Origin of the sequence: Gemella sp. GH3, assembly GCF_013415425.1 — a bacterium.
Lineage (GTDB): Bacteria > Bacillota > Bacilli > Staphylococcales > Gemellaceae > Gemelliphila.
Genome location: NZ_JACBYC010000117.1, coordinates 1 through 13044, shown reverse-complemented (window position 1 = coordinate 13044; position 13044 = coordinate 1). Strand labels below are relative to the sequence as shown.

Sequence of the window (13044 nt, the reverse complement as noted above, 5' to 3'; positions counted from 1 at the left end):
GTATTATATAAGTTAATAATCACTATATGAAATTATTTTTATTAATTTAATTAATTTAAAGTATTTATTTTATTGATTATTTTGAGTGCTATTTGTTAAAATTAGTTTTCAATTTTTGGAATAAAATATATTAGAACTGTTTTTCTGTAATAAAATAAAAGTTTATGATAATATAATATTAATATATTATAAAAATAGAAAGAATAAGTTAATATGGATTTTAAAAATATAATAAGAAAGAACAATTTATTTCCATTTTTAGACGATGGAACTATAGGAATTGAAAAAGAAGGTCTTCGTATTTTATCTGATGGAACTTTAAGTGATACAATGCATCCTAATAATATAGGAGTAAGAGATAATCATCCTTATATCCAGACAGATTTTGCTGAATCACAATTAGAATTTATTACACAGCCAGAAAATAATGAAAAAGATGTATATAGATGGTTAGGAACTATTCATGAAGTAACGCTTAGAAAATTACCTAATGACGAATATATTTGGCCTATGAGTGCACCGGCTGTACTTCCTCCAGAAAATGATATAAAGGTGGCTCAATTTACAAACGAAGAAGATGTAAAATATCGAGAATATTTAGTAACAGTTTATGGGAAGTATAAGCAAATGATTTCTGGAATACATTATAATTTTGGTTTTTCTAACAACTTTATAAAGCGATTAGTTAATATTACAAATAAATCAGAGGTCGAGGTTCGTAATAAACTTTATATGAAACTAGCTAGGCAGTTCATTAGATATCAATGGCTATTAGTTTATTTTTACGGAGCTACACCTATTGTACCTAGAGAATATTTTAAAGAAGAAAAACCTGTATCTGCAGTTAGAAGTATACGTACAAGTAAATATGGCTATGTAAATAAAGGTAATATAAAAGTTTCTTATAATTCTGTAGAAGACTATGCAAAAACTTTAAGAAGTTATGTGGATAATAACCAATTAATTGCTGAAAAAGAATTCTATTCTAGTGTTAGGTTTAGAGGCGCTGATAGTGTTGTTGACTTGCCCAAAAAAGGCGTTAAATATGTTGAGTTTAGATTATTTGATATTAATCCTTTTGCTAAATATGGGATATTAGAAAAAGATATTAGATTTATTCGTTTATTTGCAATGTTTTTGATATGGCTAGAAGAAGAAAATATTGAATCATCTGTTGAGAAAGGATTAGAATATAGCAATAATATAGCTTTATCACACCCCTTATCTCGTGCAGAATATGAAGATGAGGGAATAGAAATATTAGATTTATTTATAGATTTTTTACGAGAAGGAAATTACTCTCAAGAAGATATAAATATAGTTTCTGAGAAAAAAGAACAATTGGCTAATCCTAATCTAACTGTAGGTGGACAACTTTGGATAAAATATGAAGATGTTGGAGATATATTACAGTTAGGAGTTGAATTGGCTAAAGAGTATAAAGAGGAAGCTTTAGAAAAATATTATAGTTTGACTCATTTTTCTAATATGGAGTTATCTACACAAGCAGTAATAAGTGATGCAATAGCAGCTGGTATAACAGTTGAAATCTTGGACGAAAATGATCAGTTTATAAAACTTAGCTATAAAAATCATGAAGAATATGTTAAAAATGGAAATATGACTAAACATGATAGTTACATTTCTCCTTTAATAATGGAAAATAAAGTTGTTACGAAAAAAGTATTGGAAAAAGATGGTTTTAGAGTACCAAGCAGTTATCAAGTTACTAATATAGAAGATGCTACTAGACTTTATCCTAAAGTAGAAAACAAACCGATAGTTATAAAGCCTAAAAGTACGAATTATGGCTTAGGTATTACTATATTCCCTAAGGGAATTAATAGTATAGAAGATTTTGTAAAAGCAGCAACTATTGCTCTAAAAGAAGATAAAGAAATTATGATAGAAGAGTTTATAACAGGAACAGAATATAGATTTTTTGTTTTAAATGGAGAAACTAAAGCAGTTTTACTTAGAGTTCCTGCTAATGTAGTAGGAAATGGTGTTTCTACAATAGAGCAATTAGTTTTAGAAAAAAATAAAAATAGTCTTAGAGGAGACGGCTTATCTTCGCCTCTTAAGAAAATAGCATTAGGAGATATTGAATTATTACAACTTAAAGAACAAGGTTATACAAAAGATACTATATTAGAACGAAATGAAATTGCATATTTAAGAGCAAATTCTAATATTAGTACAGGTGGTGACTCTATAGATATGACTGACGAGGTAGACGTTAGTTACAAAACTATTGCTGAAGGGATCGCGTCAGCTATGTTTTCAAAAGTTTGTGGAGTAGATTTGATAATAGAAGATATAAAAGAAAAAGCTACAGATAATAATTATGGTATTATTGAAGCTAATTTTAATCCAATGATGATGATGCATATTTTCCCATCTAAAGGCAAATCTAGGAGACTATCAGAAGATGTATTAAAAATGTTATTTCCAGAAAAATACTAATTTTGACTACAGATACTAAATATAATTGACTTTCTTTAAATAAATTATGATGTTTAATTTTATTTATTTACTTATTAAGAATATATCGTATAATTTTAAATTATTATAGATGATACATAGATATAGCATAGAAAGTTGCTATGTCTATGTATTCTATTTTTTTATCGGAAGTTTATCCGGGAAAAAACACATTTCAAGTATACATAAAAACTAAAATATAGCTAAATAAAACTAAAATATTAACTATAGAATAAAATAATCGAAAAAAGTTCGTGTTTGTTATTGATTTATATTATCTTTTTTGATAAACTATGTATATTCTTGATAAGCATATAGAGGAGATATTATGATAAAAGAAAATAAAGAACAAGTAGAAAAAGAAATTCTTTATACAATGACGGATAAACCAGAAATGCGTATAACAATTATTTTGGCGTTGCAACATATTTTAGCTGCATTTGCTGGTATTATTGCAGTACCATTAGTTGTGTCTGCAGCTATAGGACTTAATGTTCAAGAAACATCAGCAATGGTAGCAGCGTCTATTTTTGTAGCAGGTATTACAACGATTATACAATCAAGAGGAATAGGTTCTATAGGTGCTAGAGTTCCTGGTATGATGGGAACAGATTTTACTTTTGCAAGCCCTGCAATTAGTGTGGGATCTCGTTTTGGTGTAGCAGGAATTGTTGGTGCTACTATAGTTGGAGCGTTAGTTGAAGTTTTATTGAGCCGATTTGTTAAACCTTTAATGAAATTCTTCCCTCCTCTTATTACAGGTACAGTAGTTTCATTGATAGGTATAACTTTATTACCAGTAAGTATGGATTGGGCAGCAGGAGGAGTAGGATCTTCTGATTATGGATCGCTTGAGAATATTTCTATTGCTATAGTTATTATGTTATTTACACTTTTATTAAATCATTTTGGCAAAGGTATGTGGAAAACAGCTTCTGTATTTATAGGTATGATTTTTGGGTACGTTCTTTGTGTCTTATTAGGTAAAGTTGATTTGAGTGCTGTAGGAAAAGCATCGTGGATTTCTTTGCCATCTATATTCAAATATGGGGTATCTTTTGATTTATCTGCAATTTTATCATTTATACCAGCTTATATCGTTTCACTTATTGGGACGGTTGGTATTATTATGGCAATAGGAGAAGCGGCACAAGCAAAAATTTCAAGTAATCGTGCAGCTAATGGAGTTTTAGCAGATGGGGTAGGATCTTTGCTGGCAGGTGTATTTGGTGCAGGACCTAATACAGCTTTTTCTCAAAATGTTGGTTTGATTACTTTGACAAAAGTTGCGAGCACACGTGTTATGATTGTTGCTGGTATTATCTTAACGGCATTAGGAATATTTCCTAAGTTATCAGCTTTAATTTCTATTATGCCTCAACCTGTTTTAGGTGGGGTAGGAGTTATTATGTTTGGATTAGTAGCAGCTCAAGGAATCAAAACTTTATCTCAAATAAAAATAGGAGATAGAGAGCTATTAATTATTTCTGTAGCTTTTGCATTAGGAATAGGAGTAACAGTTCGTCCGGAACTTTTGAGTTCTTTACCGACAGCTGCTCAAATGGTATTATCATCTGGAATTTCTACAGGTACATTAGCAGCCTTAATTTTAAATATTATATTAAAAGATAATTCAAAATAAGTAATATTTTGGTGACTTAATAAATAAAAACCTTATCTAAAAATAGATAAGGTTTTTATTTATTATAGAAATATATTATTTAGGTATAATAATTAAACTGTAAAAATTATTAAATCTGTTAGAAACTATTTATTATATTTTCAAGATTATTATTTTTGGTGTGTAAAGTTATACTTATTAAAAGTTACTTCTGTATAGTTGTAGCAATTTTAAGGACTTTTAAAGATAGTTATGTAAAATATAAATTAAGTGATTATTAATTTATGTATAAAATCAAAAATGTTGACTATGCTATTTGTTTTATGTAAACTACATTTATTGAAAATAATGATAGATGGATTCTAAAAGAAGTATAGAAATTATAATCTATATTAGCTATATATTCAGTGATAATAAGTAATTATATTATCTGTAATAATTAGTAGATAATGTTGTTAGTTGTAAGTGTTATTAATAAAAATTAGTTAAATAAATAATTGATATATTTATAAAATTACAAAAAATTATATATTAATATGAGCAATCTTTTGAATGGAGAATATGTAATTTATATATGTAAGTTATCAAATTATATTTGGTAACTAATAGAGTTGTTTAATAAATATTAGTTATAGTTATAAATTGTTTATGTATAAGTATAAATGTTGTTTTACTGTTAGGAATGGAGAAATTAGATGATAACTTTTGATAAAGTAAGTAAAAGGTTCAAAAACAAAGTTGTTCTTGCTGAACAATCTTTTAAAATTGAAAATGGAGAATTTTTAGTATTGGTAGGTCCGTCTGGATCAGGGAAGACAACTATACTTAAGATGATTAATAGATTGATTGATTTAACAGATGGAACAATTACTATAGATGGAATAAAGCAAAGCAAATTAAATCTACGCGAGTTAAGATTGTCTATGGGATATGTTTTGCAACAAATTGCTTTATTTCCTAATATGACAGTGGCTGAAAATATTGCCGTTATCCCTGAAATGAAGGGGTGGGATAAAGAAAAAATATTAAAAAAAACGATTGAGTTATTAGACAAAGTTGGACTTTCTGCTAATGATTATCTCAATCGTTATCCGAAAGATTTGTCTGGTGGGGAGCAACAGAGAATTGGAATTGTTCGTGCAATTATTGCTGAACCAAAGTTTTTATTGATGGACGAACCATTTTCGGCATTAGACCCTATATCTCGTCAACAACTCCAAGATTTAACTAAAAATCTTCATAATGAGTTTAAAATGACGACAGTTTTTGTTACTCATGATGTTCGTGAAGCACTTGATTTAGCGGATAGAATTGCGGTTTTGAATAATGGAAATATAGTGCAAATAGCAACACCAAAAGAAATATTAAATAATCCTGCCAATGATTTCGTAAAAGATTTATTTGGAGGTGTAATAAATGAATAGTTTTATTATGACATTTCAAGAACGGTTTGATGACTGGGTAAAAGCACTTGTTCAACATTTGCAAATATCAGCACTTTCTCTTTTAATAGCAATTTTATTATCCGTACCATTAGCGATTTTTATTAATAGAAAGAAAAGATTGACAGAATTAATGCTTCAGGTGACAGGTATTTTTCAAACAATTCCTTCTCTAGCGTTACTAGGAATTCTTATTCCTTTTACCGGGATTGGAACACTAACAGCCATAATAGCCTTGGTAGTCTATGCTCTTTTTCCTATTATGCAAAATACTGTTACAGCATTAAATAGTATTGATTCCAGTCTTATTGAAGCAGGGACAGCTTTTGGTATGACACGTTGGGAGAGATTGAAATCTTTTATACTTCCGATTAGTATGCCGATAATAATATCTGGTATTCGTACATCTGCCGTTATGATTGTTGGTACTGCCACACTTGCGTCCCTTATAGGGGCAGGAGGTTTAGGAACTTTCATAATGTTAGGAATTGATCGTAATAATAGTAATCTAATTTTCTTAGGTGCTATTTCATCTGCTCTTTTAGCGATAATTTTTAATATTATTTTGAAATTTTTAGAAAAGAAAAAATTAACTACAGTTATTATTAGTTTAGTAATTATGGTGTTTAGTCTTTTTGTTTCGTATGTTCCAGCTATATTGCAGAGCAATACGACAGAATCTAAAACAATTATTATAGCTGGAAAACTTGGTGCTGAACCTGAAATTTTAATAAATATGTACAAAGAATTAATTGAATCTGAAACAGATATAAAAGTAGAGTTAAAGCCTAGTTTTGGAAAAACAAGTTTTCTTTATGAAGCCTTAAAATCTGGGCAGATTGATATTTATCCTGAATTTACTGGAACTATAACAGAAACTATCCTAAAAAATTCGCACATAGCATCTACTAATCCAGATGAAGTATTTACAATAGCTCGTGATGGTATTTTTGAACAAGATAAATTAACTCTATTAAAGCCAATGAACTATCAGAATACCTATGCTCTAGCTGTTACAAAAGAATTTGCACGAGATAATAATTTGACTAAAATTTCAGATTTAGCCAATATACAAGATAAATTAAATGGTGGTTTCTCATTAGAGTTTAATGATCGTTCAGATGGATATTTAGGACTTCAGAATTTATACGGATTGAAATTTAAAGTTAATACGATGGAAGCATCTCTACGTTACAAAGCTATTCAATCAGGAGAAGTTAATATTATTGATGTATATTCAACTGATAGTCAAATAAAGCAATATGATTTAGTAGTGTTGGAAGATGACAGACACTTATTCCCTCCATATCAAGGAGCTCCATTAATGAAAGCTGAATTACTAGATAAGTATCCTGAATTGGAGACAATTTTAAATAAATTAGCTGGTAAAATTACTTCAGAGCAGATGGCGTATATGAATTATCAAGTAGATATTGAAGGTAAATCAGCTGCTAGCGTAGCCCATGATTATCTTGTAAAAGAAAGAATAATTTAAAAGAGGAACATACTTTAATTAATTTTTATATAAAAATATACACAATGGACGTTTATTATCAAGTAAGTATAAAATATTATTTTGTATAATTTTCTCTTATTGTTTTTTATATTAGTATGGTTCTTAGAATATTTTAATGGCTATAATTGTATTAATGTAGTTTTATTATTTTAATTAACTATATAGCTTTGCATAATAACCATTTATTGACTTTAATACATAAAAAATAAAATCCTTAGAACAGTTAACATTCTAGAGATTTTATTTTTCTTTGTTTAAATATTTTTGTAGTCTATCAATCATCTTTTTATTATTATCTATATAGATTTTAGTTTTTTCGGCAGTTAAACCTTCTAATTGATGAAAACAATTAATCAATTTTTCTTCTAATTTGTTTTGTAACATTTCTCCTTTTTCGGTTATATCAATTATTAATTTACGTTTGTCTTTTTCTGGAACAAGACGAGTAATATAGCCTTTATCTTCAAGACGTTTTAATAAAGGAGTTAGAGTGTTACTAGCAAGATCTAAGGTTTCCCCCAGCTCTTTTAAGTTAATTGGTGATTTCTCCCATAGGACAAGGAGAACTAGATATTGAGTGTAGGTTAAGTCGAAATCTTTCAGGTTTTTCAAGTAAAACTGATTAAATAATTTGTTGACTTGATAGAAAGAGTGGCATAGTTGGTTTGAAAAAGTATGTTCAGACATTGATTTATCTCCTATTAATATTCGATAAAAATATCATAACAAAAATCTTTTATCTTGACAATTCAAATGAATAAGCATAAAATATAAAATAATCGCACGCGATTTAAATTAAGGAGAAAGCATGAAAAAAGCACTAATATTTTTAACGAACGTAGAAAAATACGGAGAAAATAATCGCTTAACAGGTCTTTGGCTGGGAGAATTGACTCACTTTTATGATGAATTAATAAAAGCAGGATATGAAGCAGATTTTGTTAGTCCTAAAGGAGGATATGTACCTCTTGATCCCCATAGTCTCAGTATGATGGATGAAACGGACAGATATTATTATTCTAATTCTGATTTTAGAAATCGTGCTCTTGGGCAAACTTTTAGCCCTGATCAAATAAATGCAGAAGATTATAGTTTGATTTACTATACTGGCGGTCACGGAACTATGTGGGATTTTCCAAATTCTGAAGAAATAGCAAAAATAGCTAGTGAAATTTATCAAAATGGTGGACTTGTTACAGCTGTTTGTCACGGAGTAGTAGGTTTATTACCGATTAAAGATAATCTAGGAGAACCTTTAATTGCAGGAAAAGTAATAACAGGTTTTACTAATCAAGAAGAGGAATTAAACGGAACCACAGATATTGTTCCATTTTTAACTCAAGATGCTTTGATAAGTAAAGGATCTAAGGTAGAAACTGAATCTGCATTTACATCAGTTGTTCGAGTAGATGGTCGTATTATAACGGGGCAAAATCCTCAGTCAGCTCGTTCTCTGGGTAAAGAAGTAGTAAATATTTTAAAGAAGTAGGAGGTTGTAATGAAATTTTCAGTTCTTAATCTTGTTCCTTTGCGTCAAGAACAAACTTACAAAGAAGTTATGGACGGAATGATTCGTCTAGCGAAACACGTAGAAAGCCTTAGTTATGAGCGTTATTGGATTGCAGAACATCATAATATGAAATATATTGCTTCTAGTGCAACTCAACTTTTAATCCAACATACTCTTTCTCAAACAAATAATATTCGTGTAGGCTCTGGTGGAATAATGTTGCCTAATCATAGTCCTTATATAATTGCAGAACAATTTGGAACGTTAGAAACACTTTATCCTAATCGTGTTGATTTAGGATTAGGGCGTGCTCCGGGTACAGATATGTATACTGCTAGAGCTATTCGTCGTACTGATAATTTAAATCCAAATTTTGCAGATGACATTGATTTATTGCAAGAATATTTTGAAGGTGATGGAGAAGTAAAGGCTTATCCGGCTGCTAAACTCGAGGTGCCACTGTATATTCTAGGATCTAGTACTGATTCAGCTTATCTAGCAGCAAGTTTAGGCTTACCTTATAGTTTTGCTTCCCATTTCGCACCTAGTATGATGGAGGAGGCTATTTCCATCTATCGTAGTAACTTCAAACCATCAAAAGTTTTAACCAAACCTTATGTGATATTATGTGCGAATGCTATTTTAGCAGACAGTGATGAAGAAGCACAAAAACTTGCTACTACTCAGTTGCAATCATTTATCGGTATAGTTACAGGAAACTCAAAAGGTCTACTGCCACCACTAGAAAATGACGAATCTGTTTGGGAAAACTTTGTGTCTAGCTATAAGGGGTACCACACTTTGGACCTATTGCTTTTCAGTTTAAAGATATAGCAGACAGAGAAAGAATGATTGTTAATCGTATGAGTGAAATAACTTTAATCGGTAGTCCTAAAAAAGTTAAAGAAGATTTGAAAAAACTTATGAGTCGTGTACAATTTGATGAAATAATGGTTAATTCTTATATTTATGATGAAAAAGCGCAACATTACTCTTATGAATTGTTAGCACAAGTAATTAAGGAGATAAATGATGAACAATAATAAATTATATAGATGGGAGCTTTCGGCTTTCTATTAAATGCTTTAATTTATTTAGGTTCAGAATTTATAGCTGCACTAGGAACAAACTATCCACTTGGCTATGTGTATGGAAAACAATTTATTTCGGCTTTAGGTGTTTATAACGGCCAAGTTGTTGAAGGAGTACCAGAGAATTTTTCTAACTGGGCAATTGTAATGAATATAGGTTTTATAATTACAGCATTTGGCTTTGTTGTTTTTTATTTTCTACTTATTTTTCCAAAAATGAAGGAACGTTCAAAAGTTTTAGCGTATTCTTTAATGATGATTGTAATTGTTTTTGGAATAGGTAGTATGCTTGTAGGATTATTCCAAGGAGGAGTTCCAGGAGAAGACGGATTACACGGTATTGGAGCAAGACTTTCGTTTATAATAGGAAATAGTACACTACTATTAACAGGTATTTTCTTACCTAGTAGAAAAATAGTATATCGGACAATAAGTGTTATTCTTGGTATAATTGGTTTTATAGCAGCAGGATTTTTACAATCTGCTATTACAGAAAATCAAGTAAATGTTATGGCAATCTATGAACGTTTGACCGTCTATCCTATTACTACTTGGCAAATTATGTCTGGGCTAATGTTTCTAAAAGATAAATCAGAATAATTTTGAAAGGATATATAAATGAAATTATTATACATTTGGGATGCATACTGTGGTTGGTGTTACGGTTTTGATAAGATTTTAAGACAGTTTGTTGATAAACATCCGGAATTATCAGTCCAAGTAATTTCGGTAGGTTTATTTAATCAAAATAAAAGTATTGGAGAATATACTCATATCGCTGATGCGAATGAGCGTATATCTGAATATTACGGAGTTGTCTTTGGTCAAGATTATAAAGAGTTGCTTAATAAAGGAGAATTGATTTTAAATTCTAACGATGCAGCGAAAGGATACGGTATTTTAAAGGAATTAATTCCTAGTAATAAATGGGTTGAGTTAGCAGGAAAACTTCAAGAAAGTTTCTATATAAATGGGCAATCATTATCAGATGTGAGAACTTATACTAAATTAGCAAAGGAATTTAATGTAGATACTGCGCTAGTTGCTCAAAGTTTTGTTGAACAAATTAATAATCAAGAGTTACATTCTGATATCTTATTGGTACGAAAAATGCAAATTAAAAGTTATTCAATGCTTATTGTAGAAAAAGAGATGGACAATATTATGACTTGCGTGGCAATGCAATGAGTGTTGAAGAATTAGAAGTTAATTTAGAAAAAATAAAAAGTATAAAAGATTAATAAAGCGTCATTTTATGACGTTTTATTTTTATATAGAAATACTAAAAATTTAAGAATCTATAAGTCTTTATAACACAAGCAAAAAAGGGCTTTTTCCAAAATGTTAAAGTCCTTTTTTAATATAATCTATTATTTTGTCCATAGAGTATTAATTATATTTTTATAAAGTAATATTTCTTTCGGAAAAAACTTTTTTTGCGACAAATGTAGCATTTAGCACTTTAGGAAAACCTACATAAGGAATACATTGAATAAATGTTTCAATAATTTTCTCGGGAGATATTCCTACATTTAAAGATCCATTAATATGAACTTCTAATTGAGCCTCGCAATCACCAGTTGTTAAAAGACTTGTAATAGTAATCATTTCTCTTTCTTTAAGAGAAAGCAGCTCTCTATTATAAATATCTCCAAATGCAAATTCTATAATATACTTACCTAAATCTGGAGCTATATTTTCTAGTGATTTAATTACTTTTTCTCCGCTCTTTCCATCAATTTTATTTAATTGTTCTAAACCTGTTTCAAATCTGTTATCTTTCATTTGAATGAACTCCTTTCTTTTTTTATAATATAATTGTAAAACTTAAACCTAGGTTTAAGTCAATAGTTTTTATTAATTTATTAAAGTCAAGAAAGGAGTTGAATAAATATAATGAAAATAGGCGAAATTGCAAAGAAAACTAATTTAACAGAGAGTACGCTTAGATATTATGAGAAAAAAGGTCTTATAAGAGTAGAAAGGGATAAAAACGGCATAAGAAATTATAAAGAAAATGATATAGAATGGATAAAATTTATAAGACGTTTGAAAGAAACAGGAATGTTAATAAAGGATATTAGATACTATTCGGATTTAAGGTACAAAGGAGAAACTACAATGCCCGAGAGATTAAAAATTTTACAGGCACATAGAAATTATGTTTTGGAACAACAAATAAAATGGACGGATTATCTTCAAAACTTAGATTATAAAATAGAATTTTATCGTAAAGAGATAGACAACATAAAATAAAATTTTATTTGAAAAATTGAAAACAAGATGTTTTTTTGTATAATATGTGTAATATTGAAAATATAGAGGGGTAGAATTTTATGAAAAAAATATATATGTATGTATTTGATACTATCGCAGATCATGAATACGGATATTTATTTCAAATATTGACTTTGCAAAAAATGCTAAATAAAACTGAATATGAAATATGCACTGTTGGGCTAAATAAAGAACCAGTCAAAACATTAGGTGGCATGACAATAGTTCCTGATATAACTATTTAATAAGTAGATAAAGAGAGCACTTTAGCGTTTATTTTGATTGGAGGAGATACTTGGACAGAGTCAATACATGATAGAGTATTAGATTATGTTGTAGATTTCATTGACAAAGGGGTTCTTGTTGCAGCGATATGCGTTGCTACCTTAGGATTAGCAAATAAAGGTATTTTAAACAATAGAAAGCATACAAGTAATGCTTTATTTTATCTACCGGGAATGATTAATAACTACACTGGACAAGATTTTTATGTTGATAAACCTGTAGTATGTGAAGGTAATTTAATTACTGCGAGTTCAGCAGGTGTATTAGAATGGACAAAAGCCATTTCAGAGAAATTAGAAATATTTTCCAAAGAAACATTAGAGGCGTGGTTTAAATACTTCTCTACTGCCGAACTACGTTATTATGCTGATTTAATAGAATCTTTAGGAAAATAAATAATTTATATATATTTTAAGAAATAAAACGGTGATGAGTAAAATTATTTAGGAATTAATGCTCTATAGTTAATAGTTTAAAATTTTTGTTTTCAATATCTTAAAATTTGTATTATATTTTTTAAGGAAGATTAGTTTATATTTGTTATTATTGAGGGCAATATAAGATGTTTGATAAATGGGTATTTAGATTTTCGATATAAAGTGAATTGCTAAATTAAAGTGTTAATGTTATTATTAGCAGAGATTTTAAGAGAGTTAAGTGTCAAAACTTAGCTCTTTTTTTATTGTGTTGTTGAATAGTGAAAATGTTGAAGTATTTAAGAAGAGAATTATCGAGACAATATTTATAGAAGATTCTAAATTATAAAGGGTGTTATCTTATAGCTGATTGTTTTAATATATCAAATATTATTAATTAGA

At 28.9% G+C, this 13044-nt stretch carries 10 protein-coding genes and 2 pseudogenes; 10 read left to right on the top strand and 2 right to left on the bottom strand.

Annotated elements, in window-relative coordinates; all coding sequences use genetic code 11:
- Positions 1-213: 213 nt before the first annotated feature.
- From gshAB to HZY83_RS04985, 4 genes are all read left to right on the top strand, one after another.
- A complete protein-coding gene (gene gshAB / locus HZY83_RS05000) occupies positions 214-2466 on the top strand; it encodes a bifunctional glutamate--cysteine ligase GshA/glutathione synthetase GshB (protein ID WP_179942977.1) in 2253 nt (750 codons plus the stop codon).
- A gap of 346 nt (positions 2467-2812) precedes the next feature.
- Positions 2813-4126: a nucleobase:cation symporter-2 family protein gene (locus HZY83_RS04995; RefSeq protein WP_179942976.1), complete on the top strand. Its 1314-nt coding sequence runs from the start codon at positions 2813-2815 to the stop codon at positions 4124-4126.
- Positions 4127-4800: 674 nt separating this feature from the next.
- Positions 4801-5529 carry an ABC transporter ATP-binding protein gene (locus HZY83_RS04990; RefSeq protein ID WP_179942975.1) on the top strand — a complete coding sequence of 243 codons (729 nt, stop codon included), beginning with the start codon at positions 4801-4803 and terminating at the stop codon, positions 5527-5529.
- A complete protein-coding gene (locus HZY83_RS04985; RefSeq protein WP_179942974.1) occupies positions 5522-7042 on the top strand; it encodes an ABC transporter permease/substrate-binding protein in 1521 nt (506 codons plus the stop codon). Before HZY83_RS04990 ends, HZY83_RS04985 begins: the two co-directional genes overlap by 8 nt.
- 261 nt (positions 7043-7303) lie before the next feature.
- Here HZY83_RS04985 and HZY83_RS04980 read toward each other — a convergent pair whose 3' ends face one another.
- Positions 7304-7750, bottom strand: a complete 447-nt coding sequence (locus HZY83_RS04980) for a MarR family winged helix-turn-helix transcriptional regulator (protein ID WP_179942973.1) — start codon at positions 7748-7750, stop codon at positions 7304-7306.
- A 121-nt stretch (positions 7751-7871) separates the two neighbouring features.
- Between HZY83_RS04980 and HZY83_RS04975 the strand changes: the two genes are divergently transcribed.
- The 4 genes and pseudogenes from HZY83_RS04975 to HZY83_RS04960 all read left to right on the top strand — a co-directional run bounded on the left by HZY83_RS04975 (position 7872) and on the right by HZY83_RS04960 (position 10852).
- Positions 7872-8552: a type 1 glutamine amidotransferase domain-containing protein gene (locus tag HZY83_RS04975; protein WP_179942972.1), complete on the top strand. Its 681-nt coding sequence runs from the start codon at positions 7872-7874 to the stop codon at positions 8550-8552.
- Between the two features lie 9 nt (positions 8553-8561).
- Positions 8562-9616, top strand: a pseudogene (locus HZY83_RS04970) (LLM class flavin-dependent oxidoreductase).
- Positions 9617-9628: 12 nt separating this feature from the next.
- Entirely contained in the window at positions 9629-10264 is a 636-nt protein-coding gene (locus HZY83_RS04965) for a DUF998 domain-containing protein (RefSeq protein ID WP_179942971.1), read from the top strand.
- Positions 10265-10282: 18 nt separating this feature from the next.
- Positions 10283-10852, top strand: coding sequence for a thioredoxin domain-containing protein (locus HZY83_RS04960; RefSeq protein WP_179942970.1), 570 nt, complete (start codon positions 10283-10285; stop codon positions 10850-10852).
- A 213-nt stretch (positions 10853-11065) separates the two neighbouring features.
- Here the strand turns inward: HZY83_RS04960 and HZY83_RS04955 are convergent, their stop codons facing one another.
- Positions 11066-11449: a carboxymuconolactone decarboxylase family protein gene (locus HZY83_RS04955; RefSeq protein ID WP_179942969.1), complete on the bottom strand. Its 384-nt coding sequence runs from the start codon at positions 11447-11449 to the stop codon at positions 11066-11068.
- Between the two features lie 111 nt (positions 11450-11560).
- Between HZY83_RS04955 and HZY83_RS04950 the strand changes: the two genes are divergently transcribed.
- Complete coding sequence (locus HZY83_RS04950) at positions 11561-11920, top strand: MerR family transcriptional regulator (RefSeq protein ID WP_179942968.1); 360 nt, start codon at positions 11561-11563, stop codon at positions 11918-11920.
- An 80-nt stretch (positions 11921-12000) separates the two neighbouring features.
- Positions 12001-12621: pseudogene (locus tag HZY83_RS08255) on the top strand (DJ-1/PfpI family protein).
- Positions 12622-13044: the final 423 nt, after the last annotated feature.